The following is a 26,050-nucleotide window of genomic DNA, read 5'->3' on the forward strand; positions in this document are numbered from 1 at the left end:
GCCTTGCCACGGAGGACCATCCGAACATGCACCCGCTGCCACCCCCAGGCGCCCGCCTCCTGGCCCTGACCTGCGCCACCCTGCTCAGCGCCTGTGGCAATGACACGCCCGCCACACCTACGCCGACGCTGCCCGCAACCCTGCTGGAAAGCCACGGCGGCTGGCCGCACTATGGCGGTGATACCGGCGGTACCCGCTTCTCGGCACAGCAGCAGATCACGCCTGCCAACGTCGACCAACTGGAAATTGCCTGGACCTACAACAGCGGCGACCTGGCCCCCGAGACCTTCCCGGACAGCTTCAACAGTCCTGCCATGCAGGTAACACCCATCCTCGCCCAGGACACGTTGTACCTCTGCTCGCCGCGCAACCGCATCATCGCCCTGGACCCGGCCACTGGCGCCGAGCGCTGGCATTACACTGCCGACCCCGAACTGCGTGGCCTGTACAGCGTCACCTGCCGCGGCGTCGCCTACCATGCCGATGCAGACGCAGACCCCGGCCAGGCCTGTGCGGCCCGCGTTGTCGCCGGCACCCTGGACGGGCGCCTGCTGGCCCTGGATGCCGGTACCGGCAAGCCCTGCGAGGAGTTCGGTGTCGATGGCGAAGTGGACTTGAAAGCGGCGCTGGGCGACGTAGGGCCCGCGGAATACGCGATGACCTCACCGCCGTTGCTGGTCAATGACCGGATCGTCACCGGCGCCCACGTGGCCGACCTGCGCCGTGGCGGGGTCCCCAGCGGCGTGATTCGCGCTTTCGACGTGCGCACAGGCGCCCTGCTTTGGGACTGGGAAGCGGTGCTGCCGGAAAAACGCCTGGCCGAAGCCTATACACCGGGCAGCCCCAACGCCTGGGCGCCGCTCTCTGCAGACGCAGAAAGAGGACTGGTCTTCATCCCCACCGGCAACCCGGCGGGTGACTATTATGGCGGTGGGCGGGACGGACTCGACGCCTTTGGCAGTTCGGTGGTGGCGCTGGACAGCAATACCGGTGAACGGGTGTGGCACTACCAGACTGTGCACAATGATATCTGGGACTACGATGTGCCGTCACAGCCGGTACTGTTCGACTTCCCTGGACCGGACGGTCCGATTCCCGCACTGGTGCAGGCTACCAAGATGGGCTTCCTGTTCGTGCTCAACCGCGAAACCGGCGAGCCCCTGTTTCCCGTTGAGGAGCGCGCCGCACCCCAGGGCGGACCAGCGCCCGGGGCCGTGTCCCCGACCCAGCCCTGGCCGCAGCTGCCCGAGCCCCTGCACCCGACCGAACTGACGGAGGAGGACATGTTCGGCTTTGCCTGGTTTGACAAGCGAGCCTGCATCAAACAGTTCCGGGAGTTGAATTACGAGGGTCTGTACACCCCGATCAGCACCCAGCCGACCCTGGTGTACCCTGGCTTCATGGGTGGCAGCAACTGGGGCAGCGTCAGCTGGGACCCGGTGCGCAAGCTGCTGCTGGCCAATACCAGCCGGGTACCCGCGATCATAGAGCTGGTACCCCGGGAGGTGGTCGAATCGCCGGACTTTGCCGAGCGCGTGGAGTTGCAACTGGACACACCCTATGCGGTGAAGCGGCGCCCGTTCCTGTCGCCGCTGGGCGCGCCCTGCAACCGGCCACCCTGGGGCGTCCTGACGGCAATCGACATGACCAGCGGCAAGAAAGCGTGGGAGGTCCCCCTGGGCAGCACCCGCGACCTGGCGCCGTTCCCCCTGTGGCTGGACCTGGGGGTACCCAACAGCGGCGGCTCCCTGGTCACCGCCAGCGGCCTGACCTTTATCGGTGCTGCCACCGACAGCTATCTGCGCGCCTTTGCCACCGAGACCGGTACGGAACTGTGGAAAGCCCGGCTGCCCGCAGGCGGTCACGCCACTCCCATGACCTACACGGTCGCCGATGGCACCCAGTACGTCGTGATTGCGGCCGGCGGCAATCGCATGCTGGGCTCGAAGATGGGTGACGCCCTGGTGGCGTTTCGACTGCCGTCGCGGTAGCGCGCTACTTCTGGTCGAAGTCCACCACGATGCGGTCGCTGATCGGGTGCGCCTGGCAGGTCAGGATGAAACCCTGCTCGATCTCGCCGGGCTCCAGGCCATGGGTGATATCCATGTCGACTTCACCTTCCACCAGTTTTGCCTTGCAGGTCGAGCAGACACCACCCTTGCAGGAAAACGGCAGATCCAGGCCCTGGTTGATGCCGGCATCGAGCACATTCTCGCCGTCAGTGGCCAGGCTGAACTGGCTGGATCGGCCGTCCATGACGATGGTGACGTCACTGGCCTTGCCGGCGTAGTCGCGCGCCCGGGCGTGATGCTTGGCGATGACAGCCTCGGCATCCTCCGCCGACGAGGCAAAAAGCTCATAGTGAATATTTTCCTCACTCACGCCGACACTGCGCAAGCCGCGGGAAACTTCTGAAATCATCGACTCGGGGCCGCAGATGAAGTATTCGTCATAGCGCTTCAGGTCGATCAGGCGCCGATTCAGTTCCCCACCCTTGCGATTGTCCAGGCGGCCGTTGAGGATGTCCGCGCCCTGGTCCTCCCGGCTGAGAATATTCACCCACTGCAGGCGGTCGAGATACCGGTTCTTGAGAAAGCTCAGTGTCTCCCGGAACATGATGGTGTTGGCGCGCTGGTTGCCGTACAGCAGAGTCACCCGACTCTCGGGCTCCTCCGCCAGGATGGAACGAATATTGGAGATGACCGGGGTGATGCCACTACCGGAGGCAATGAACAGGTAATTGCGTGCGCGTCCGGCGTCCAGTGGCACGAAGAAGTTGCCCTGGGGCGGCATCACCTCGAGCGTGTCTCCGGCCTGCAGGGTGTCGTTGGCGTAATTGGAAAACAGGCCGCCTTCCACGCGCTTGATCGCCACCTGTGGCGCGTCATCGTGGATGCCGGCACAGATCGAGTAGGAGCGCCGCACCGGGACGCCGTCGAGGCTCTGCTGCAGGGTCAGGTACTGGCCGGGCTGGAACCGAAAACGCTCGCGCAGTTCCTCGGGTACCGCAAAGCTCACCTTGATGGCGAGATCGGTCTCGGGTTCGACACTGGCGACTTCCAGGGGGAAAAATTGCATGTCTGCCATGGGCTGTTCCTAAATGGGCTTGAAGTAGTCAAAAGGTTCGGCGCAACTGTTGCACTGGTATAGCGCTTTGCAGGCCGTGGAGCCGAATTCGCTGAGTTTGCGCACATCTTCCGAGCCGCAGCGCGGGCAGCTGATGGACCCGGCCACCTCGGCGCTGCCGCAGCCCGGCGGGGCGATACCCCAGTCCCGCAGCTTCTCCTGGGCAGCGGCAGTCATCCAGCTGGTGGACCAGGCGGGGGACAGCCGGGTTTCCACCACCACCTGGTCGTGGCCAGCGGCCTGCAATGCGGCAACGATGTCCTCCTCCATTACCGTCATGGCGGGACAGCCGGAGTAGGTCGGGGTAATGGTGACCACCACCGTCTCGCCACGCTGTTCAATATCCTGCAGCACCCCGAGTTCCCACAGGCTGATGACGGGGATTTCCGGGTCCTTGACCTCGTCCAGCAGGTCCCAGAGCGCTGGCAGCGTCGAGCGCGAGCGCCGTTGCCGGCGTTCATGCTCCTCGGCCGGTAATACGGGTATGCGGTCCGCAGCCGTCACCATCTCAGCCTCACCATTCCAGGCCGGGGTAGGCGCGCTGCATGAACTGCAGCTCGCTGAGCAGATGGCCCAGGGATTCCGTATGGATCCCCTGGCGCCCGCCGCGAACCGACCAGTCTCCCGCCGGCAGATCGATGGAGGCCTCCGCGAGGGTGTCACGCACCGCGGCGTCCCAGGCGGGCCTGAGCGCAGGGCTGTCGACGGCAATACCTGCCGCGACCAGAGAGGTCTCCAGGGCGTCGAGCTCGAACAGTTCATCGGTGTAGCCCCAGAGATCGTCCACCGCGGTCTGCAGGCGACGCTGGCTTTCCTCCGTGCCATCACCGAGGCGCAGCATCCAGTCGCGACTGCGGCGCAAATGGTATTTACACTCTTTTACGGCCTTGGCGGCAATGTCCGCCAGCTGCTGGTCCGCTGATTCCAGCAGCGCCTGCATGAAAGCCAGGGCGTACTCGTCGACCAGGTACTGTCGCGCCATGGTGAAGGCGAAGTCACCCCGGGGCAGCTCGTGCAGCAGCAGGTTGGTGAATTCGCGGCAGTCACGCAGGTAGGCAAAACTGTCCTCGCTGCGGCCGTCTCCGCTGAGTTCGGCGGCATAGCTGTAGAACATGCGCGCACGACCGATATAGTCCAGCGCAACGTTGGTCAGCGCCAGATCCTCTTCCAGGAACGGCGCATTGCTGCACCACTCCGACAGGCGGTGGCCCAGCACCAGGGCGTCATCGCCCAGCCGCACCGCATATTGCAGGACGGCGTCTTGCGTATTGGCAGCAGTCATGTCACCACCTCACATGTTGTTGACTTCGTCGGGCAACTGGTAGTGCGTTGCATGACGATAGGGTTTGTCGTCCAGGGGATCGTAGAAGCTCTCGCAATCGCCTTCCTGGGAGGCAACGATATCCGAGGAGTTGACCACCCAGATGCTGACGCCCTCGCTGCGTCGAGTATAGACGTCGCGGGCATATTCCAGTGCCTGGGCGGGATCTTCCGCGTGCAGGCTGCCAACGTGCTTGTGATCAAGCCCGCGACGGGACCGGATAAAGACTTCATACAGTTTCATGTGCTCTGACATTATTGTGTCTCCTATGCCGCCTGGCGATCCGAGCGTTGACGTTTTTTGGCCTCGTAGGCGGTGATCGCGTCGCGCACCCACTGGCCCTCTTCGTGGGCCCTGACATGGTGGGCGAGACGCTGTCGGTTGCAGGGGCCGTCGCCGCTGATCACGCGATTGAACTCCTCCCAGTCGATTTCACCGAAATCGTAGTGGCCCCGCTCCTCGTTCCATTTCAGCTCCGGGTCGGGCATGGTGAGGCCGATGACCTCGGCCTGCTTTACCGTCTGGTCGACAAACTTCTGCCGCAGCTCATCGTTGCTCTGACGCTTGATTTTCCATTTCATGGACTGCGCAGAGTGTGCGGACTCGGCATCGTGGGGCCCGAACATCATCAACGAGGGCCACCAGAACCGGTTCAGCGAATCCTGTGCCATGGCTTTCTGCTCTTCAGTGCCACGGGCCAGGGTCATCATGATGTGGTAGCCCTGGCGCTGGTGGAAACTTTCCTCCTTGCAGATCCGCACCATGCCGCGGGCATAGGGTCCATAGGACGTACGCTGCAGGGACACCTGGTTGACAATGGCCGCACCATCCACCAGCCAGCCAATGGCACCGATATCGGCCCAGGTCAGGGCCGGATAATTGAAGATGGAAGCGTACTTGGCGCGCCCGGTGTGCAGGGCGTCAATCATTTCTTCCCGACTGGCGCCCAGGGTCTCCGCTGCACTGTACAGGTAGAGGCCGTGACCGCCCTCGTCCTGAACCTTGGCCAGCAAGATGCACTTGCGATGCAGGCTCGGCGCCCGCGTGATCCAGTTGCCCTCGGGCTGCATGCCAATGACTTCCGAGTGTGCGTGCTGGGATATCTGGCGAATCAGATTCTGGCGGTATTTCTCCGGCATCCAGTCCTTCGGCTCAATTTTCTCCTCGGCGTCAATGCGCGCCTGAAAGCGCTCTTCCACTGACATCGGATTCTGCTCTGTATGCTCTGCTGTCATAACCGCTCTCCTGTAAACCTGCCGTCAAACTCGTTCGATTACCATTGCGATACCCTGGCCAACCCCGATGCACATGGTGCACAGCGCATAGCGACCACCACGACGATGCAGTTCGTACATCGCGGTAGTTACCAGGCGCGCGCCACTCATACCCAGGGGGTGCCCCAGGGCGATGGCCCCACCATTCGGATTGACATGGGGCGCGTCGTCCGCGAGCCCCAGGCCGCGCAGAACCGCGAGCCCCTGTGCCGCAAAGGCCTCGTTGAGCTCGATTACATCCATGGCGGCGAGCTCGAGGCCCGCCAGCCGCAGTACCTTGCGCGAAGCCTCCACCGGGCCGTAACCCATGATCCGGGGCTCCAGGCCGCTGCTGGCCATGGCCACCACCCGCGCGCGCGGCTCCAGACCATGGCTGCGCGCCGCCTCCGCAGAGGCGATAAGCAGCGCACAGGCACCATCGTTGACCCCTGAGGCATTACCTGCGGTCACGGTACCGCCTTCGCGGAACGGTGTCGGGAGTTTGGCCAGCGCGTCCAGCGTGGTGTCGCGCGGATGCTCGTCCTGAGTCACCTGTACAGGATCACCCTTGCGCTGGGGAATGCTGACCGGAGTGATCTCGGTATCGAAGACCCCCGCCGTCTGGGCCGCAGCGGTGCGCTGCTGGCTGCGCAGGGCAAAAGCATCCTGGGCCGCACGCTCGATAGCGAATTGCTCGGCAACGTTTTCGGCGGTCTCGGGCATGGAATCGATGCCGTATTGTTTCTGCATGAGGCGATTGACGAAACGCCAGCCTATGGTGGTGTCATACATCTGTGGGTCGCGGCCGTAGGCAGCGGTCGCCTTGCCCATGACAAAAGGTGCCCGGGACATGGATTCGACACCGCCGGCAATGGCCAACTGGGCCTCTCCACACTTGATGGCCCGGGCAGCGCTGCCGATGGCATCCATGCCGGAACCACAGAGCCGGTTTACAGTGACCCCGGGTACCGTCACCGGCAGGCCGGCCAGCAAAGCGCTCATCCGCGCCACGTTGCGGTTGTCTTCGCCGGCCTGATTGGCGCAACCAAACCAGACGTCGTCGACCTGCGCCCAGTCCACTCCCGGGTTGCGCGCCATCAATGCGCGCAGGGGAATAGCACCCAGGTCATCGGCACGCACAGCCGCCAGGGCACCAGCGTAGCGGCCTATGGGAGTGCGCAGGGCATCACAGATAAAAGCGTCTTGCATTAGTCAATTTCTCCGGTTCCAGTCTCGACAAGGTGACCGCCAATGCGGTGGGAGTTACCCCGAAACAAGGCAATGGTCTGTTGCGCCTGGTTGGTCACGGTAACATCGTAGACGCCACTGCGCCTGCCCTGCTGCACCTGGCTCGCACTTGCGGTCAGTTCCTCGCCCAGCCGGGCCGGGGCCAGGAATTCGATGCGAGCACCCGCGGCTACGGTGTTGAAGTTTTCGCTGTTGCAGGCATAGGCAAAGCAGCTGTCCGCCAGGGTAAAGATAAGGCCGCCGTGGCAGAGATCGTGACCGTTGACCATGTCGGCCCGCACGCGCATGGTCATGGTAGCGGTGCCCGGTGCAATCGCCACCAGGGTCACCCCCAGCGCCCTGCAGGCGTGGTCACCCACCCAGAGGGCCTCACCACAGTCACGGGCCAGTTGTTCCGGGCTACTCACTATTCACCCCGATACTGTGGCGGACGTTTTTCCAGGAACGCGGCGACACCTTCACGGTAATCCGCGGTCTGGCCCGCGGCCCGCATCAATTCCTTTTCCAGTTCGAGCTGCTGGTCAAGCGTGTTGGCTGCCGAGGCCGCGAACGCCTGCTTGGTAAAGGCGAACCCGCGTGTGGGCTGGGTGGCCATGGTCTCAGCCAGTGCCAGTGCGGTCGCCTGCAATTCATCATCCTCGACCACCTGCCAGATCATGCCCCAGGCCAGGGCCTGCTCCGCGGATACCTTGGGCCCCAGCATGGCGAGCCCCTTGGCCCGGGCCATGCCGACCAGGCGGGGCAGGGTCCAGGTACCGCCTGAGTCCGGAATCAGGCCCAATTTGGCGAAGGACTCGATGAAACTGGCAGACTGCCCCGCAATGACGATGTCGCAGGCCAGGGCGATATTGGCGCCAGCTCCGGCCGCCACCCCGTTTACGGCACAGATCACCGGCTTCTCCATGCCGGCGAGCAGGCGGATCAGCGGATTGTAGTACTTTTCCACCGAGTCACCCAGGTCCGGCGGCGCATCGCCCGCGGACACGGCGCGGTCGTTGAGATCCTGGCCGGCGCAGAAGCCGCGGCCAGCGCCGGTCAGCAATACCGCCCGCACCTGGGGATCCCCGGCGGCACGGGTCAGTACTTCCCGCACCTCCGCGTGCATCGCCGCGGTAAAGCTGTTGAGCGCTGCGGGCCGGTTCAACACCAGCCGTGCCACGCCCTTGTCAATAGTGAACTCGATATGTTCCCAGGCCATGAGCAGCTGCCCTCCTCAGTCTTCGCGGCGTTCTACCAACGTCAGGATGTCGTAGATGGCCACTGGCTCGTCGGCCTGGTTGGTCACCTCGATGGCCCACACTACAACACCATTGGGTTTTTCATCACCGCGCTGGGCCTTCTTGATTTTCTTCTTCACCGTCAGCCGGGTACGGATGGTGTCGCCCGGCGCCACCGGTTCAACAAAGCGCAGATTCTCGAGACCGTAGTTGGCAATGACCGGACCGGGAGCGGGATGCACAAACATCCCCGCCGCGGCGGATATCACGAAATAGCCGTGGGCGACGCGCTTGCCAAAGAAGGAGTCCTTGGCGGCAATTTCGTCAAAGTGGGCGTAGAAATGGTCGCCGCTGATGCAGCCGAAGTTGACAATGTCCGCTTCCGTCACCGTGCGCCGGTGCGTCAGCAGCGACTCACCCACCTGCAGGTCCTCGAAATACTTTTTGAAGGGATGCACGTCATCGGAGTAGGATCGGGCCCCGGCATGGTACTCGGAGGTAATGGCCATCAACGTGGTCGGTGAGCCCTGCAGCGCGGTGCGTTGCATGTAGTGTTTGACGGCACGCAAGCCGCCGAGCTCTTCGCCACCACCGGCGCGCCCGGGACCACCGTGTACCAGCGGCGCCAGCGGCGAGCCGTGGCCGGTTGACTCACCGGCGCAATCGCGATTGATGATCAACATGCGACCGTGCCATGGCGCTGTACCCAGTATCACCTGCCGTGCCTCGGCATCGTCGAAGGTGAACAGGGAGCCAACCAGACTGCCCTTGCCGAGACGGGTGATGGCAATCGCATCGTCGATGTCCCGGTAAGGGATGAGCGTGCTGACCGGGCCAAAAGCCTCCACTTCATGGACCAGCGTCTTGCCATGCGGATCGTCACAGCGCAACAGGGTAGGCGGAAAGAACGCGCCGCTGCTGTTGTCGGTACCGGTGAGCGGAAATGTTTCCCCGCCCCCATAGATCACTTCGCATTCGCGCGCCAGCTGCTCGACGCTGGCGCGCACATCCCGGGCCTGATCGCGGCCCACCAGCGGCCCCATGCGCACGCCTTCGGCGCCGGGATCGCCGACTGTGGTCTTTTCCAGCCGCGCCTGCAGCGCCCCGGCAACGGCGTCCAGTTGCGCGGCGGGCACGATGATACGGCGGATGGCGGTGCACTTCTGCCCCGCCTTGACCGTCATCTCCCGCACCACTTCCTTGATGAACAATTCGAATTCCGGATCGTCAACCCCAACCGTGGCACCGAGGATGGCGCAATTCAGTGAGTCGGCCTCCATGGTGAAGGGCACCGAATTGGCCACCAGGTTGGGGTGGGTACGCAGCTTGCCCCCGGTGCTCGCGGAGCCGGTGAAGGTGACCACATCCTGCTCGGACAGATGCTGCAGCAGATCCCCGACAGAACCACAGATGAGCTGGATCGAACCTTCGGGGAAGAAGCCGCCCGCAATCATTTCCCGTACCATGGCCTCGGTGAGATAGGCCGTTGGCGTCGCCGGCTTGACGATTACCGGCACCCCGGCGGCGAGGCTGGGTGCAATCTTCTCCAGCATGCCCCAGCAGGGAAAATTGAAGGCATTGATGTGTACCGACACGCCGGGCTTGGAGGTGAGGACATGGCGACCGAGAAAGCTGCCGCCCTTTGACAGGCGCTCGACATCACCTTCCGCCATGATGACATCGTTGGGCATTTCCCGGCTGACCAGGCTGGCATAGGTGAAGACCGTGCCAATGCCGCCCTCGATGTCGACCCAGCCGTCGGCGCGGGTCGCGCCGGTACGCGCCGACAGGGCGTAGAAATCTTCCTTGCGCTCCATCAGGTGCTTTGCCATGGCCTTGAGGGCTGCTGCGCGCTCATGGAAAGTCATCGCGCGCAGGGCGGGCCCGCCGACGTCGCGACCGTGGCGCACCATTGCCGCAAAGTCCACGCCCTCGCTGCTGACGTCGCAGACCGGTTCACCGGTAACCGCGTCGCACACGGTAACACCGCTACCCGTGCCTTCCTGCCACTGGCCGCTGACATAACTTTGCAACTTCATGAAGCGCGTCTCCTGTATTATGCGTTGTGGGATTTACCCGCCCCGGGCCAGCGCCCGAGGCCGCCAATTATGATACACAATGATTACCTTCTGTAAAGCTTTATGTAATACTTTGGAGCCACTATCGCTCGCTTCGAATCCTGTCGCAAACTACTGCACAACCCAGCCTTGTTTGCCATAATGTGGCGCCAAAGGCATCCGCACCCACGGCCCATGGCAAACAATAATTACTCCGGTGGAGCTTTCCCCATGCGTAGACCACTTCAGTTTTTGGCATCCCTCATTTTGCCCTTGGCGATGACGAGTCACACCCTCCCGGCTTATGGGGGGGATATCGCCAGGCAACTTGGAGCATTACGAGCCGGAACCCTGTCCAGTGAAGAGCTGGTGATGCGCAGCTTCACCCTGCATGAGCGCTACCGGGAGCATAATATTTTCATCAATCTGCCTCAGCAGGCAGTCTTGCAAGAGGCCAGAGAAAGGGACCGGGAGCGTACACAGGGTCGATTGCGCGGACCATTGCATGGCATCCCTCTGGTGGTAAAAGACAATATTCATGTCGCAGGCATGCCGAATACCGCCGGGACGGAGGCGTTGCGGGCATTTGTGCCGGAACAGGACGCCGATGTGGTAGCGCGACTACGTGCCGCGGGCGCGATTATTCTCGGCAAGACGAACATGCATGAGCTGGCCTATGGAATAACCAGCGACAATCGGGCCTATGGTGCGGTCGGCAATGCTGTCGACCCGAAATATTTTGCAGGCGGTTCCAGCGGTGGAACCGCCGTGGCCGTAGCCCTTGATCTTGCTGCGGCCGGGCTAGGTACCGATACCGGGGGCTCCAGCCGTATTCCCGCGGCTCTCAATGGTATTGTCGGGTTCAGGCCGACAACGGGACGCTACCCCAATGCCGGGCTCGTCATGATTTCCCGGACACGGGATACAGTCGGACCCATGGCGAAATCAGTGGAGGATATCATCGTCCTCGATCAGGTATTGGCAGAAAAATCCTACACCCGGTCACCCGTAACCATTGACACCTTGCGCATCGGTGTGCCGCGCGACTACTTCTACACCGATCTCGACCCTGCTGTTGCGCGGCGTATGGCCCGGATCCTGCAGGCACTTGCCGATGCCGGTGTCACGCTTGTTGAAGAACCACTGCCAATGCTGGCCGACCTCAATGAAAAAATCGGTTTCCCGCTGGTTATCCACGAGACCAAGAAGCTATTGGTGGACTATCTGGCCGAAAATCTGCCAGAGCTGTCGCTCTCTGAACTGGTGGCGGAAATCCGCAGTCCCGACGTACAGGCCGTCATGGATATGGTGGTGTCCGGGACGATTTCGGAAGCCACCTATCGTGCCGCCCGGGACATTTATCGACCCGCTCTGCAACAGGTATATCGTGACTACTTTCTGCAAACGGGAGTAGATGCCATACTGTTTCCCACCGTCCCCTTGCCTGCGAGGCCGATAGCCGGAAGCATGGAATCAGTGACCTTGAACGGGACACAGGTTCCCACCTTCCCCACCTATATTCGCAATACCGACCCCGCCAGTAATGCGGGCATTCCCGGGTTGACGCTTCCGGCGGGAACCTCTGAACAGGGACTGCCGCTGGGCATCGAACTCGATGGCCCCGAGCGCAGCGATGAACGCCTGCTGGCTATCGGGCTGGCTCTGGAACGGTTTCTGGCCAACATGTAGTTGCCGGGGGGATGCGGGTGCACGCACACCTGGATCATTGCGTGACCAAACTGCATGGGGATCCCTTCTCGCCTGTTCCAGCGGGAATAAACCCCACCAACGACTGCTAAACGGCTGTCGCTGGCGGGTTGCTCAGGGAAAGCCTGTCAGAGATTCCAGTTGACGCTGACGCCATAGGTACGCGGAGCTCCCCAGACACCGATCACTCCAGGCCCGATAACATAAGAGTGAGAAACATATTCCTCATCGGTCAGGTTCTGACCCCACAGGGCCACCTCCCACTCAGCATCGTTGGAAATCCAGGCAATTCGAGCGTCGAGCAGATCCTGCTGATCAATGCGGGTTCGCTGGTCGATATAGTCATTGATCTGTTCGTCCGTGTGGGAAAATGCCAGTCGAAACTCCAGCTCACCCGATTGCACAGGTTGAACGTATTCTGCAACGAGGTTGTAAGATGTTTCGGGTGCCTGGCGCAGTTCGGAGCCGGAGGCATCGAAGGGGCCGCTGGTCAGTGTCAATACGAGATCTTTGACTTCGGTATCCAGGTAAGCGTAGTTTCCGGAAAAGCGCAGTTTTTCCGTCACAAACCAGGTCCACTCCAACTCCAGGCCAAGAATTTCTGCAGTGCCAATGTTGGTTGTCTGGAAGGTGCCGAAATCCGGGTTGACTGAAGAAGGACCAAAGCGGACGATCTGCAAATCTTCGTAATCGGTGTAGAAACCGGTGGCATTCAGGCGCAATGACCGGTCGAGAAACTCGCCTTTGAAACCGAGCTCATAGTTGAGCGCCTCTTCCGGCTCTACCGGCTGAGTGGCGTCGGCCTCTATGCCCTGAGAGCCGGCGAAACCTCCACTTTTAAAGCCCTTGGAGATGGTGGCAAATGCCATGAGATCATCATTGGGGAAGTACTGCAGCGACAGCATCGGTGAAAAATCGCTCCAGTCGTTATCGGTTTCTACCCGAAATGCCTCCGCAATAATGTTCAGGCTGCCAGCCACTCCCTGACATGCGGGGAAGCCCTCGAATGGCGTGCCCTCTGTACTGCCATCGGCTACCAGGTCGCAGTTGACCGCAGTCGCCGCATAATCCTTGTCATCAAGCGTATAGCGGCCGCCAAAAGTCAGGTTCCAGCGCTCGGCAAAGCGCCAGTTTGCCTGCCCGTAAACAGCATAACTCGTGGTTTCATTTTCCGTCCGGGTGTATTCGTTCCCGACCGTCGTCTGGCCTGTGGCAACACTGTTGCGGTCCAGCTTGAACTCCTCCACCCGATCGGTATCTTCAAGGAAGAAGTAACCGCCTATCGTGTAGTCGAAAGTATCGGAGAGACTTGAGGTCCAGCGCAACTCCTGGGAAAACGTTTCTATGTCCTCAACGATGTCATCATTGACATCAACTCCAAAGACGTCATCGAAAGGATCGTCTGGGTCACCAAAATCAAAACCACCTCCCGCAGGCGCCCCGATCGAAGGCATCTCCCAGTCCGCTTCCGCGGTGCGAAAAGCCGTAATCGTGGTGAGGGTGCCGTTTCCGATTCCGATGTCACCCTGCAGGCTGATTCCGCTTGCTTCCCTGTCCGAGAAGCCCTCTATCGGTGCCGCCGACTTGTGAACGCCCCCGCCCAGCTGGTCCAACACGCTGAGATAATCGAAATTGCCATTGGCAATTGGGGTGCGCCCCATATCCTTCCGTTCGTCCTGCATGGCATCTGCTGAAAGCAGCCATTCCGACGACGCCAGCGATAACAGCAATTGAGCGCGAACAGAGGTCTGATCCTGATCCTGAGTTTCGTTACCAAGCAACACGTTTCTTCCAAAACCATCGTGCTGCCTGTGGTTCAAGACGATTTTACCGGCGAGACTATCCGTCAATCCGCCGCTGAGGTAGCCCTGGTAGCGTTGGATTCCTTCGTTACCCACAGTAACTCCCAATTTGGCACTCAGTTCATCTGTGGGCTTGCTGGAAACGACATTGATTGCACCACCGATGGAGTTGCGGCCAAACAGCGTTCCCTGTGGACCCCTCAGCACCTCGATGCGTTCCATATCGAACATGTCGAAGTTCACGGCGGCGAGTCGCCCGATATAGACACCGTCTAGGAAGATAGCGGTTGAATTGTCAAGGCCCGCACCATCGTCCACTGAACTGATGCCACGTACCGAGATGATGGCCTGGCCCGGAGAAAACTCGGCGTAAGCCATGCCCGGTACATTCTTGGCGATGCCATTGGCATCAAAGATGTCGGCCTTTTTCAGTTGCTCTGACCCCATGGCTGTTATCGAGATAGGGACGTCCTGGATATCCTGTTCCCGGTGCTGGGCGGTAACCGTGACTTCTTCAAGTACGCCGGCAGTGGCCGTAGTGATGCTACCGGCAATACCAGACAGTGCAAGGCCGCATATGGCCCTGGAGAGGATCGATTTCTGCATGACACCTTTTCCTTTAAATTATTAAAATGACAGGTCGATTTCCCGTTGGGATGAGCAACTGTACTCGACAACCACAATTCCCACACAATAATTAAGGCTTAATATGATACAGAAATCAATACCTCTGGAAATAATAAGTAATGTTTAGTGCAGAGGGGGTAGATATAAAATGGGACTTGGGTATATTTGACGCTCGCCACCTTGCTCAGGGGCGACACGCCGACACACCCATTCACAAACGGCATTCGTCGCTGCAATGTCGGCAACAGCACTGCGCAGACATTTCAGGTTTAAAGTTATTGACAGGCGCTCGGGCTGAATTGATATAGTTATAAGCTCAAAGATTACAGCCAGATGATAATAATCAAGGGATGTTCGATGAATCACGATCAGAAACTGGCAGTAATCAAGGCCCGTACACGGCGCCGGATGCTATTCACTTTCGTAACACTTTTGCTCTATTTCGCGTTCATTTTGAACTGGACTGGTTTTGGCAGCATGTTGGCCCAGCGCTTGGGGGGATCACATATCACCGGGTCTCTACTGATGTTCTGCTGCCTTATCGTGTTGTTTATCCTGCTGGAACTTCTTTTCCTGTTGCTGAACCGGGCGACCACCCGCTCTGGCGAGAACCTTTAGAATGATTCCTTCTGGAAGCATTGCCCTGCAACCGCTGGACCCCCTGGCCATCAGCATGTTCCTGGTATTTGTCGGGGCTACCTTGCTGGTTAGTTACTGGGCATCCCGTCGCACCAAGAGTAGTTCCGACTTCTATACGGCAGGTGGCCAGTTGACGGGGCTACAGAATGGAACCGCCATCGCCGGCGACTTCATGTCGGCTGCCTCGTTCCTGGGTATTACCGGACTGGTGTTCCTGGGTGGCTTTGATGGCCTGGTTCTGGCCCTGGGTGCTTTTGCCGCCTGGCCGCTGCTGCTGTTTCTACTGGCACGCCGTGTGCGGAACCTTGGTAGCTTCACGTTTGTCGATGTCGTGTCACAGCGTCTTGATCGGACCAGAATCCGCGTGGTTGCTGCCAGCGCAACCATCGTCGTGGTTGTTCTTTATCTGATCGCCCAAATGGTGGGCGCAGGAAAGCTGATTGAGCTGCTTTTTGGCCTGCCGTACGAAGTCGCGGTTGTCGTGATCAGTGGCTTGGTGTTGGCATATGTCACTTTTGGCGGCATGTTGGCTACCACATGGGTACAGATTATCAAAGCTATACTACTAATGACAGGTGTAACCATAACTGCGGTTCTAGTCATGGCCATGAGCGGTTTCAGTTTTGAAACGCTGCTGGCGACGGCGGTGAGCAACCATCCCCGGGGCGAAGGAATTCTGGCGCCGGGGGTATTGTTCGACGACCCAGTACAGGTCACGACGATTCTCGTCTCCATGCTGTTTGGCACCCTTGGCTTACCTCATATTCTGATGCGCCTGTTTACTGTGCCAGACATGCATGAGGCGAAAAAGTCGGCATTTTACGCATCGTTGTTCATGGGCTACTTTTATCTGGCGCTGGTGATCATAGGTTTTGGCGCAGTCGCTTATCTGTATGGGGACCCGGAATTTTTCACCGAAGAAGGTGGCTTGATCGGCGGCAGTAATATGGCAGCGATTCACCTTTCCACTGCGGTGGGTGGCAAGTTGTTAACCGGCTTCATGTCGGCTGTGACATTTGCCACAATTCTCGCCGTGGTAGCTGGCCTGACAGTCTCGGGGGCCGCGGCCATTTCCCATGATCTCTATGCACAGGTGATCTGCAAAGGCGCGCCTGAACCGCGCAGAGAGCTGATGCTAACCCGGTTTACTACGATTGTGATCGGCGTCATAGCAATTGTTCTGGGCATTCTTTTCCAAAATGAAAATGTCGCGTTCATCGCCACCATGCCCATGGTAGTTGCCGCTTCGGTGAATTTTCCGATCCTGTTTCTGTCGCTCTACTGGTCTCAACTTACAACCCGGGGGGCAATTGCAGGTGCGTTGGTCGGCTTATTTTCTTCAGTATCGCTGATTGTGGTGGGTCCCCAGGTATGGGTATCAGTACTGGGCTTCAAAGAAGCATTGTTTCCATACGATTATCCGGCATTGTTCACCCTGCCACTTGCGGTCGTCACCATGGCCGTGGTGTCTTACCTGGATGCCTCTGAAAGAGGGAAAATAGATCGACAGAAGTTCCACGATCTACTGGTGCGTTCAGAGTTTGGTGAACGAGACCAGCCTGTGCAGGTCGCACCACACTGATGGCGACACCTGACTACCACACCGCTCAGGCGGAGGCATGTTTGATGCATCTCGCTTGAATCGCTTTATGGTGCTTTCCAGGTCATGAAGGTAGTCTTTATTTGCCCCTGAAGCCTCGTGCGCACAACTTTATCGGTTCAATGCGGTTGCTGATGCCTCGTCACTCACTCAACCTGGCCAGAACCCCGAAACGAGAGGAATGCCATGCTGAAAAAATACCGCTTCAATCCCGGAAAAGCTGTATTGACAGTATCGCTGCCATTGATTGGCGCCTTGCTGACAGGTCAGATCGCCAGCATGAATTCGGCACATGCGGATTCCGGTCAAATAGTCGAGATTATTCGCGACACCTATGGAGTTCCCCATATTTTTGCCGATACAACCTATTCACTGTTTTTCGGCTATGGATATGCCATCGCTCAGGACCGTCTATTCCAACTGGAGATGACCCGGCGCAGCACTCAGGGACGGGTCGCGGAGGTGTTGGGCGAAGCCTACCTGGACTTTGATATAGGTATCCGTCAGCACTATTCCCCCGACAACATTCGGATGCAAATGGCTAGACTGCCGCAGGAGGATCTGGATATTCTCAAGGGCTATGCCGACGGTATCAATCACTGGCTACAGTGCATAAAGAACGATCCAGGCCAGCGGATGCCAAAGCAGTTTATTGATTATCAAATCACTCCCCAGCCCTGGAGCTCGTTCGATGTTGCCATGGTATTTATCGGCTCCATGATCAATCGCTTCGGCGATTACAACACTGAACTGCAAAACCAGCAGCTACTCGAGCAACTCACAGAGCGACATGGCAAGGAAGCTGGGCTGTCCCTGTTTAACACCTTGGTCAACTTCTATGATGCCGATGCTCCTACCACCATACCCAAAGGTGCGTGGGATACACGCCTGCGCAGTGACGCCTTTTCCAAACTGAGCACTGACAAGAGCCCCATCAGCAAAAGCTCAGCGAAGCTGTTGGCGGGACTGGAAGGTACATTACAGCTGCCGAATGTACAGGAGCACCCGTTCAGCAACGTGTTCTTGCTGGGTGCCGCGAAGAGTCGCGATGCGCAAGCAATCCTGGTCAACGGGCCTCAGTTCGGCTTCTACCAACCCGCCTATACCTACTCGGTTGGTCTGCACGGCGCGGGATTCAATGCCGTGGGAAACAGCCCGTTCGGTTACCCGATGGTTCAGTTTGGTTACAATGAACATATCACCTGGGGAAGCACCTGGGCCGCGACCGACAATGTTGACATTTTCCAGCTGCAGCTCAATCCGGACAATCCAGCCGAGTACCTGCATCAGGGGAGATACCACCCCTTGCAGCGCAAGCTGGAAACCATCCATGTCAAAGGAGCAGATAGCCACGATCTTGTGATCTATCGTTCACACTATGGCGCCATTGTGGACTACCGTCCTGAAGAACATGTTGCCTATGCCAAGACCCGTGGCTGGGAGGGCGAGGAAATCAATACCCTGATGGCCTGGAACAAGCTTGGCAAAGCCCGCAACCACCAGCAATGGCTGGATCGTGTACAACCATCCGCCATCAACGTGAACTGGTACTATGCCGACGCTAAAGGAAATATCGGCTACGTGATGGGTGGCCGCTATCCGCAACGGGCAGCCGGTCATGATGGGCGCACTCCTGTACCGGGAACAGGTGAGTATGACTGGCAGGGATTCATGCCTTTTGACACCAATCCACAGATTTTCAACCCATCTACAGGCTACATCGCCAACTGGAACCAGCGCCCGGCCGAAGGGGTTCCCAATCCGGATATGTGGTGGTATGCCTGGCACGAGGCTGACCGGATCTCTTCCCTATCTTCGCGCCTGGAAGCTCGAGAAAAAATGACAGCGGAAGAGGCGTGGGATCTGATGATGGAGGTATCCTTCGAAGATCCCAATGCACGTTTCTATGTGCCACGCCTGATTCGGGCGCTCGAGACCACCGAACAATCGCCCATGAGACAAGCTCGAGACATTCTGGCCAGCTGGAATTATCTGGATCTCGATGACGACAGGAATGGGTATTATGATCACCCTGCGACAGCCATTTTCCGTCACTGGCAATATCAGTTGATCGAGTTGATACTGAAGGACTACCTCCCTGAAGAATTTGTATCCTGGTTCATCAGTACCGGTCATCCACAACCCGGAGAAGGGTCGTCCAGCCATAATCTCTCGGTGGCCGGGAAAGTAATCCATCGGATGCTGGCAAAGCATGACAAGGGAGAAGTTCTTGACTTTGACCTTTTGCAGGGACGTGATCCGGATGATCTGATGCGTGAGGCAATGGCGCGTACACTTGCACAGCTGAGCGAAGATCAAGGTACCGATATGGCAAGCTGGCATCACCCAGTTTCCCATACCATTTATTCCTACAAGAACTTCCTCCAGATACCTCAGGCAGGCGAGGATGAAACAATGCTCAATCATCTTGCGATGAATCGTGGCACGGAAAACAACATGACCGTTTTCTCAGCGGATGGAGTCATCGGTTACGAGGTGGCGGGCCCCGGCCAATCCGGCTTCATTGCAGCGGATGGAACCCGCTCTCCACATTATGACGATCAGCTGGAGCTTTTTGGGAAGCTCGACAAGAAACGCACCTGGTTGAACCGCAGTGATATCGAACAGGCGGCCCGGTCCCGCATCCAACTGCAACTGAAGTAGCCCCCAGTCATTCGAAGTGCGAAAAGCTGGAGTTTAGGATCAACCCATCTGTTGCAACAGTACATTGAATTCGTGGGAGAACACATGAACGATACCGCAGTAAAGTACGAGCTTAGTCGCAGCCTGGGCATCATCCGCATCGATAACCCGCCGGTGAATGCATTGTCACACAAGGTGCGCGCGGGCATCATGCAATCACTGGAGCAGGCCCGCACCGACGACAGTCAACTGCTGCTGATTCTCTGCGCAGGCAGGACCTTTATCGCGGGCGCCGACATTACCGAGTTCGGCAAGCCGCCCCAAGCGCCCAGCCTGCCCGATGTCATCATCGCCCTGGAAAATTTCTCCAAACCGGTGGCAGTGGCTCTGCACGGCACCGCCCTGGGTGGCGGCCTAGAGCTGGCGATGGCCTGCCACTACCGCGCAGCCCTCCCCGGCACCCGGCTGGGGCTGCCGGAAGTCAAGCTGGGTCTCCTGCCCGGTGCCGGCGGCACCCAGCGCCTGCCGCGGCTGGTCGGCCCCGAGCTGGCGCTGGAGATGATCAGCGGCGGCGCGCCGATCAGCGCCAAAAAGGCCCTGGAGTCGGGCCTGGTTGACCAGATTCTGGACGGCGAACTGGAGCCCGCGGCAATCCGCTGGGCACAAACCCTGCTGGCGGAATCAGCGCCGGTGCGGCCCACGGGCGAGCGCCCTGTCCCCACACCTGCCCAGGCCGATTTTCTGGACCGCCATTTACAAAAAACCGCGCGCAAACACCGCGGCCAGCCGGCGCCGGGCTATATCGCCGAACTGGTGAAACTGTCGCTGAGCGCCAGCCTGGAAGACGGTCTCAAGCGCGAGCGGGAATGCTTCCTGGCCTGCAAGGCCTCGCCACAGTCCGCGGCCCTGCGCCACGTATTCTTTGCCGAGCGCGCGACCGGCAAGCTGCCCGACATCCCGGCGGACACCCCCCTGCGCCCGACCCGGCGCGTGGCGGTGATCGGTGCCGGCACCATGGGCGGCGGGATCGCCATGTGTTTTGCCAGCGCGGGCATTCCCGTCACCCTGGTGGAAACAACCCGGGAGTACCTGGACAAGGGGCTGGAAAAAATTCGCCAGAACTACGCCAATTCAGTGAAGCGCGGTCGCTTCACGGCCGAGGCGGTGGCGGGCTGGCTGGACAACATACAGGGTACGCTGGATTACGACGACCTCGCGGATGTGGACCTGGTGATCGAGGCGGTCTTCGAAAACATGGCGGTAAAGCAGGAGGTATTCGGCAAGCTTGACGCGGCCTGCAAGCCGGGCTGCATCCTCGCAACCAACACCTCCTATCTCGACGTCAACGCCATTGCCGCCGCCACCAGCCGCCCCGCGGACGTTATCGGCGCGCACTTTTTCAGTCCCGCCAATGTCATGAAACTGCTGGAGGTCGTGCGCGCGGAAAAAACCGCGCCCGATGTGGTGCAGACGTTCATGAAGCTGGCTCGCACCATCGGCAAGATACCGGTCGCGGTGGGGGTCTGCCATGGCTTTGTCGGCAACCGCATGCTGCGGGCCTATGCGCGGCAGGCGCAGCTGCTGCTGCTGGAAGGTGCGACGCCGACACAGATTGATCAGGCCATGGAAAACTGGGGCATGGCCATGGGCCCGCTGGCGGTTGGCGACCTTGCCGGACTCGACATCGGCTACCGCTCGCGCCGCGACCAGGGCATCGAGTCGCGCTCGGTGCTGGAGTCCGCACTGGCGGACACCCTGGTGGAGATGGACCGCCTGGGGCAAAAGTCCGGCGCCGGCTATTACCGCTACGACCCCGACACCCGGGCCCGCCAGGCCGACCCGGAAGTCGAACAGCTGCTGCGTGACATCGCAGCCGAGTGGCAAGTGCCGCAGCGGGAAATCGGCGAAGAAGAGATTGTCGACCGGCTGATTCTCGCCCTGGTCAATGAGGGCGCCGCCATTCTCCAGGAGGGCATCGCGGCGCGGCCCAGCGATGTCGATATTGTCTATATCAACGGCTACGGCTTCCCCAGCTGGCGCGGTGGACCCATGTTCCATGCCGACAGCCTCGGACTGGACGCCGTGATTGCCCGGCTGCGGGAATTGCGCGAACTCACCGGGGACGAGAGTTGGGAGCCGGCGCCGCTGCTGCAGGAACTGGCGGTCGCGGGCGACAGCCTGGGCTCGCTCAACAGCCGCGGCTGAGCCCCGGAGCGCCGCGCATCAGCGGCGCTTGTCGAATACGCGCTTGGCCTTGCCCTCGGAGCGGGGAATCACGCCGGGGGCATGCGGCTTCACTGCGGTGGATATCCCGATCATGGACTTGATGCGATGCTGCAGGGCCTGGGCCGCGCGCTGCATGTCACTCGCGGAGGATTCGCTGGCCATTTCCACGTGCACTTCCATCGCGTCCAGATGCCCATCCTTGGTGACTTCGATAAAGTAGTGCGGCGCAAGGCCTTCCACCGCCAGCAGCTGCTCCTCGATCTGGGTCGGGAACACGTTGACGCCGCGGATGATCAGCATGTCATCGCTGCGCCCGGTGATCCTGGCCATGCGACGCATGGTGCGGGCGGTACCGGGCAACAGGCGCGTAAGGTCCCGGGTGCGATAACGGATGACCGGCATGGCTTCCTTGGTCAGGCTGGTGAACACCAGTTCCCCCTCCTCGCCGTCCGGCAGCACTTCACCGGTATCGGGGTTGATGATTTCGGGGTAGAAATGATCCTCCCAGATGGTCGGCCCATCCTTGCTTTCCAGGCACTCCTGGGCGACGCCGGGACCCATTACCTCGGAGAGGCCATAAATATCCACCGCATCGAGGTTGAGCCGCTGCTCCATCTCCCGGCGCATGGCATCAGTCCAGGGCTCGGCGCCGAAAATGCCCGCGCGCAGTGACAACTTGCGGGTATCCACATTCTGCCGATCCATCTCGTCGGCGATATTCATCATGTAACTGGGCGTGACCATGATGATGTCCGGATCGAAATCGACAATCAGCTGGACCTGCTTCTCGGTCTGGCCACCGGACATCGGTATGACGGTGCAGCCGAGCCGCTCGGCGCCGTAGTGAGCACCGAGCCCGCCGGTGAACAGGCCATAGCCGTAAGACACGTGAACCTTGTCGGCGGCACGACCGCCGGCGGCACGAATGGAACGGGCCACTACGTCCGCCCACACATCGATATCGCCCTGGGTATAGCCTACGACCGTCGGCTTGCCGGTGGTCCCGCTGGAAGCGTGAACGCGCACCACCTTGTCCATGGGTACGGCGAACATGCCGAACGGATAATTGTCGCGCAGGTCGCTCTTGCTGGTAAAAGGAAATTTCGCCAGATCTTCCAGTGCCTGCAGGTCGTCGGGATGAACACCGTGCTCGTCGAACTTCGCCCGGTACACCGGGGAGTGCTCGTAGGCGTGCTGGAGCGACTGGCGCAGGCGCTGCAGCTGCAGGCTGCGCAGCTCGTCGAGACTCGCTTTTTCAATGGGATGCAGTGGATCGAGACAGGGACTTTGACTCATGGGGACTCCGTGGTGGCAGGTCACGCGGATTATTGTGGCCGCAAATATAATACGTATTTGGCTGCCTCATCAATATTTATGTATCATTTTTGTCCGCGTGCCGGTGCTGGGTTATCCGCGACAGGCGCTGTATCATGCCGCCTCCGGCTGCCGGGTCTGGGCGGCCGGTTCCGCAATTGAAGCTGAGAGGTAGACCCGTGGCACATCCGCCGGCCGTCAGGCGCCTGCTGGACACGTTCAGGACTCGCAAACCGATGCGCAGCACGTCGCTGATCATCACCCTGTTTGGCGATACCGTATCCCAGCACGGGCACACCCTCTGGCTGGGAAGCCTGGTGCATGCGCTGGCGCCTCTGGGCGTGAACGAGCGGCTGGTGCGGACTTCCGTGTTTCGCCTGGTCAGGGAGGGCTGGCTGGAGGCCGAGCGGGTCGGGCGTCGCAGCTATTATCGCTTCACTGCCCATGGCAACGCCGAGTATGAACGTGCCGCCCGGCGCATTTACGCGACCGAGGACACCAGCTGGGAGGGACACTGGCAAATCCTCATTCCCCTTGCCATTGCCGAATCCGATCGCGACGATTTTCGCCGCAGCCTTAACTGGCAGGGTTTCCGCGCGATAGCGCCCGGCACCCTGGCCAAGCCCGGCAGCCCGGGCCAGGCCCTGCGGGAAACCCTCGAGGAATTCGACGCCAGTGACAAGGTGCTGCTGTTCGACGCCACCAGTTCCACCCTGGGCTCGGCCAGGCGCCTGCGACAACTGGTCCACGAAAGCTGGCAACTCGACGCCACCGCGGCAGCCTACCGTGCTTTCCTGGACAACTTCAGGCCCCTGCAACGCTGGGTGTCGCGACAACGGCAACTGGAACCCGAAGCGGCTTTCATCGTGCGTACCTTGCTGATTCACGACTTTCGCCGGGTCCTGCTGCACGACACCCCGCTGCCGGAGGAACTGTTGCCGCCCGGCTGGCCCGGCGCCGAAGCCCTGGCCCTCACCGGCAGCTTGTATCAGGAGCTGGCCGCGGCTTCCACCGTATACATCACCGACAACCTGGAGGGCGGGAACGGACCCTTGCCCGCGGCTGGCGCCAGCTTCAGCGCCCGCTTCCCCAACCTCAGGCGCGGCTGAGCCAAATCGCTCACAGAGTGAGCTTCTACAATGGCCGGGTAGGAGCGCAGTCCCTGCGCGATCGCCCGCAGACAAGGTGAATGGCCGTGCAGCGGACAGAGAAGGTGGCCTGGGCCAGCGGGCTCCCACAAATCGCTCACGGGGTGGGTTTCCACAGGGGTGCCAGCAACCGGCGCTTGCCATCGTGACTGAGAGCGATACCGGGCTCATCCAGATCCTTGCGGTCCCAGAGTTCGCAGGTGACCTGCTTGTGTTTCTGGTCCAGGCCCTCGCAGTAATTGCTGTAGCGGCAGACGATGACCTCGGCACCGCAGCCGGTTCGCACCTTTTCGAACCAGTCCGGATCCGCCAGGGCCTGCCGCGCCAGACCGATAATGTCAGCCTGGCCGCGCTGCAGGATCTCTTCCGCGGCCTTGAAACCGAAAATTCCCCCCGCCACCACCAGTGGCGTCGCCAGGCCGGACTCGCGCAGGTGCTGGCGAATGCTCTCGACCGGGCCGATATTGCGGCCGAAGGGCCCCTGCTGGTCGGAAATATACCCCGGCATGCACTCGTAACCGCTCTTGCCAGTGTAGGGATAGGCGGCCCACCCGACTTTCGGCTGCTTGGCGTCATCGAACTTGCCACCCCGCGACAGGGACAGGAAATCCATGCCCGCTGCGGCAAATTGATGGGCAAAGTAGCGGGCATCGGCCAGATCGCTGCCGCCGCTGACAATCTCGTCACTGAGGAAGCGGCAGCCCACTGCGAAGTCGGGGCCGGTTGCCTCGCGCACGGACTCATAGACTTCCAGCGGCAGCCTGACACGCTGCTCCCGGCTGCCACCGTAGCCATCATTGCGGGTATTGGTCGCGGAGAGGAACGAGGCCATGGTGTAGGCGTGAGCGTAGTGCAGCTCGACGCCGTCGAATCCCGCCTGCTGTGCCCTCGACGCGGCGCGGGCAAACAGACCGGGCAGGGTCTGCGGCAATTCCGCGATGGCCGGCACCTGGGTATCGGTAACCCGCTCCCGGTAGCCGTACTGCATGTCCTCCCACTCCTTGGCACTCAGCACCGCTTGCAGGGCCTCCGGGTCGAGCTCATGCAGGCGCTCGCGCACGCTTGCCTCAGGTGCATCCACCAGGTCCAGCGCCCGGCGATGTGCCGGCGTGATCTGCAGAAAGCGGTCGAGAAATTTCCCGGGCTCCGGACGCCGCCGGATACTCAGGAAGTCGATCAGCTGGATCAGCAGCCGGGTCTCGCCACCGCTGGCCCTGCGCACGGTCTCGGCCAGCTTCGCCAGCCCGGGGATATAGCGATCGTCGCCGATGCGCAACAGGGGTCCGCTGGGGACATCCCGAATGCCGGTAGCCTCAACGACAATGACACCGGGCTTGCCCCGGGCAAAGCGCTCGTACCATTGCAGGACATCGTCGGTCACCTCCCCTGCCTCGTTCGAGCGCCAGGGCACCATGGCCGGCACCCAGGTCCGCTGTGCCAGACTCAGGGGACCCGCCTGCAGGGGCGAGAACAGCAGGCTGGCTGCCGCCTCGGCCCGGTCCGGCCAGTCATCTTCAACGGCGGTATACTTGATTCTCTCGGGGGGCTTCCACATGGGCCAGACTCCTGTTCACGACTGCAAAACATTTTAGGTCTAAAATGTTTTGCACGCAAGCTACCCGGACCTGGTGCTTACTGCAGCCCGCGTTTCACCCGGTCCAGCAACACCATGAGCTGCTCCACCTCCTTCGATTCGAGATGCCCCAACAGGCCGATGACCCACTGTTCGTGGCGCTGCGCCATGCGGTTGAAAGCCTTGCGGCCCTTCGGTGTCAGCTTGACCATGAAGGTGCGGCGGTTGTCCGGCAGCGGGTTGCGATCCACCAGTCCTTCACTCACCAGTTGCGCGGCTATCCCGGACACATTGCCTCCGGAGACCATGAGCCGGCGCGACAGTTCCCCCATGGTCAGGCCCTCCGGTACGCGCTGCAACTGGGCCAGGAAATCGAAACGCGGCAAGGTGGTGTCGAACTCTTCGCGCAAGGCGCCCCGCAGGCGCGACTCGATGAGGCTGGAACAGGTCAGCAAACGCAACCAGAGCTTGATCGAATGATGATCATCCTCATGCAGCCGGGTTTCGTGATCCAGGCGCTCGGCAGTGGAAGTTTCACTGGCCACCGGA

At 60.5% G+C, this 26,050-nt stretch carries 20 protein-coding genes; 7 read left to right on the top strand and 13 right to left on the bottom strand.

Annotated features, from left to right (window positions below; translation table 11 throughout):
- The first annotated feature begins 26 nt into the window (after positions 1–26).
- On the top strand, positions 27–1,991 hold the full coding sequence (locus RLO07_RS17305; RefSeq protein WP_462293387.1) for a pyrroloquinoline quinone-dependent dehydrogenase: 1,965 nt from the start codon (positions 27–29) through the stop codon (positions 1,989–1,991).
- A gap of 4 nt (positions 1,992–1,995) precedes the next feature.
- Here the strand turns inward: RLO07_RS17305 and paaE are convergent, their stop codons facing one another.
- Genes paaE through paaZ form a run of 9 tightly spaced genes read right to left on the bottom strand, consistent with a single transcriptional unit; the run spans position 1,996 to position 10,204 of the window.
- Positions 1,996–3,087 carry a 1,2-phenylacetyl-CoA epoxidase subunit PaaE gene (paaE, locus tag RLO07_RS17310; RefSeq protein WP_462293388.1) on the bottom strand — a complete coding sequence of 364 codons (1,092 nt, stop codon included), beginning with the start codon at positions 3,085–3,087 and terminating at the stop codon, positions 1,996–1,998.
- A gap of 9 nt (positions 3,088–3,096) precedes the next feature.
- Positions 3,097–3,633 carry a 1,2-phenylacetyl-CoA epoxidase subunit PaaD gene (gene paaD, locus RLO07_RS17315; protein WP_462293389.1) on the bottom strand — a complete coding sequence of 179 codons (537 nt, stop codon included), beginning with the start codon at positions 3,631–3,633 and terminating at the stop codon, positions 3,097–3,099.
- 7 nt (positions 3,634–3,640) lie between these two features.
- A complete protein-coding gene (paaC, locus tag RLO07_RS17320) occupies positions 3,641–4,408 on the bottom strand; it encodes a 1,2-phenylacetyl-CoA epoxidase subunit PaaC (RefSeq protein WP_462293390.1) in 768 nt (255 codons plus the stop codon).
- Positions 4,409–4,417: 9 nt separating this feature from the next.
- Positions 4,418–4,702 carry a 1,2-phenylacetyl-CoA epoxidase subunit PaaB gene (gene paaB, locus RLO07_RS17325; protein WP_304705345.1) on the bottom strand — a complete coding sequence of 95 codons (285 nt, stop codon included), beginning with the start codon at positions 4,700–4,702 and terminating at the stop codon, positions 4,418–4,420.
- Between the two features lie 11 nt (positions 4,703–4,713).
- On the bottom strand, positions 4,714–5,682 hold the full coding sequence (gene paaA / locus RLO07_RS17330; protein ID WP_462293391.1) for a 1,2-phenylacetyl-CoA epoxidase subunit PaaA: 969 nt from the start codon (positions 5,680–5,682) through the stop codon (positions 4,714–4,716).
- 24 nt (positions 5,683–5,706) lie between these two features.
- Entirely contained in the window at positions 5,707–6,909 is a 1,203-nt protein-coding gene (gene pcaF / locus RLO07_RS17335) for a 3-oxoadipyl-CoA thiolase (protein ID WP_462293392.1), read from the bottom strand.
- Positions 6,909–7,355, bottom strand: coding sequence for a hydroxyphenylacetyl-CoA thioesterase PaaI (gene paaI, locus RLO07_RS17340; protein WP_462293393.1), 447 nt, complete (start codon positions 7,353–7,355; stop codon positions 6,909–6,911). Before paaI ends, pcaF begins: the two co-directional genes overlap by 1 nt.
- Positions 7,355–8,146, bottom strand: a complete 792-nt coding sequence (gene paaG, locus RLO07_RS17345) for a 2-(1,2-epoxy-1,2-dihydrophenyl)acetyl-CoA isomerase PaaG (protein WP_462293394.1) — start codon at positions 8,144–8,146, stop codon at positions 7,355–7,357. The genes paaI and paaG overlap by 1 nt, the downstream gene beginning before the upstream one ends.
- A 15-nt stretch (positions 8,147–8,161) precedes the next feature.
- Positions 8,162–10,204 carry a phenylacetic acid degradation bifunctional protein PaaZ gene (gene paaZ / locus RLO07_RS17350; RefSeq protein ID WP_462293395.1) on the bottom strand — a complete coding sequence of 681 codons (2,043 nt, stop codon included), beginning with the start codon at positions 10,202–10,204 and terminating at the stop codon, positions 8,162–8,164.
- Positions 10,205–10,453: 249 nt separating this feature from the next.
- Here paaZ and iaaH point away from each other — a divergent pair, with 249 nt between their 5' ends.
- Complete coding sequence (iaaH, locus tag RLO07_RS17355; protein ID WP_462293396.1) at positions 10,454–11,911, top strand: indoleacetamide hydrolase; 1,458 nt, start codon at positions 10,454–10,456, stop codon at positions 11,909–11,911.
- 146 nt (positions 11,912–12,057) lie between these two features.
- On the opposite strand, the gene RLO07_RS17360 is transcribed toward iaaH, so the two are convergent.
- A complete protein-coding gene (locus tag RLO07_RS17360) occupies positions 12,058–14,337 on the bottom strand; it encodes a TonB-dependent receptor (protein ID WP_462293397.1) in 2,280 nt (759 codons plus the stop codon).
- Between the two features lie 378 nt (positions 14,338–14,715).
- Between RLO07_RS17360 and RLO07_RS17365 the strand changes: the two genes are divergently transcribed.
- From RLO07_RS17365 to RLO07_RS17380, 4 genes are all read left to right on the top strand, one after another.
- Positions 14,716–14,976, top strand: a complete 261-nt coding sequence (locus RLO07_RS17365) for a hypothetical protein (protein ID WP_462293398.1) — start codon at positions 14,716–14,718, stop codon at positions 14,974–14,976.
- Position 14,977: 1 nt separating this feature from the next.
- Positions 14,978–16,579 carry a sodium:solute symporter family transporter gene (locus tag RLO07_RS17370; protein WP_462293399.1) on the top strand — a complete coding sequence of 534 codons (1,602 nt, stop codon included), beginning with the start codon at positions 14,978–14,980 and terminating at the stop codon, positions 16,577–16,579.
- Between the two features lie 204 nt (positions 16,580–16,783).
- Positions 16,784–19,261: a penicillin acylase family protein gene (locus RLO07_RS17375; protein ID WP_462293400.1), complete on the top strand. Its 2,478-nt coding sequence runs from the start codon at positions 16,784–16,786 to the stop codon at positions 19,259–19,261.
- 84 nt (positions 19,262–19,345) lie between these two features.
- Entirely contained in the window at positions 19,346–21,445 is a 2,100-nt protein-coding gene (locus RLO07_RS17380) for a 3-hydroxyacyl-CoA dehydrogenase NAD-binding domain-containing protein (RefSeq protein WP_462293401.1), read from the top strand.
- A gap of 18 nt (positions 21,446–21,463) precedes the next feature.
- Here RLO07_RS17380 and paaK read toward each other — a convergent pair whose 3' ends face one another.
- Positions 21,464–22,762, bottom strand: coding sequence for a phenylacetate--CoA ligase PaaK (gene paaK, locus RLO07_RS17385; RefSeq protein WP_462293402.1), 1,299 nt, complete (start codon positions 22,760–22,762; stop codon positions 21,464–21,466).
- Positions 22,763–23,016: 254 nt separating this feature from the next.
- Here paaK and paaX point away from each other — a divergent pair, with 254 nt between their 5' ends.
- Positions 23,017–23,889 carry a phenylacetic acid degradation operon negative regulatory protein PaaX gene (gene paaX, locus RLO07_RS17390; RefSeq protein ID WP_462293403.1) on the top strand — a complete coding sequence of 291 codons (873 nt, stop codon included), beginning with the start codon at positions 23,017–23,019 and terminating at the stop codon, positions 23,887–23,889.
- 136 nt (positions 23,890–24,025) lie between these two features.
- On the opposite strand, the gene RLO07_RS17395 is transcribed toward paaX, so the two are convergent.
- Together RLO07_RS17395 and RLO07_RS17400 are read right to left on the bottom strand one after the other, a co-directional pair.
- Positions 24,026–25,483 (bottom strand): NADH:flavin oxidoreductase, encoded by a 1,458-nt coding sequence (locus RLO07_RS17395; RefSeq protein WP_462293404.1) that lies wholly within the window; start codon positions 25,481–25,483, stop codon positions 24,026–24,028.
- A 77-nt stretch (positions 25,484–25,560) separates the two neighbouring features.
- Positions 25,561–26,046 carry a MarR family winged helix-turn-helix transcriptional regulator gene (locus tag RLO07_RS17400; protein WP_462293405.1) on the bottom strand — a complete coding sequence of 162 codons (486 nt, stop codon included), beginning with the start codon at positions 26,044–26,046 and terminating at the stop codon, positions 25,561–25,563.
- Between the last annotated feature and the right edge of the window lie 4 nt (positions 26,047–26,050).

Source organism: Haliea sp. (assembly GCF_040221975.1).
Classification (GTDB): domain Bacteria; phylum Pseudomonadota; class Gammaproteobacteria; order Pseudomonadales; family Halieaceae; genus Haliea.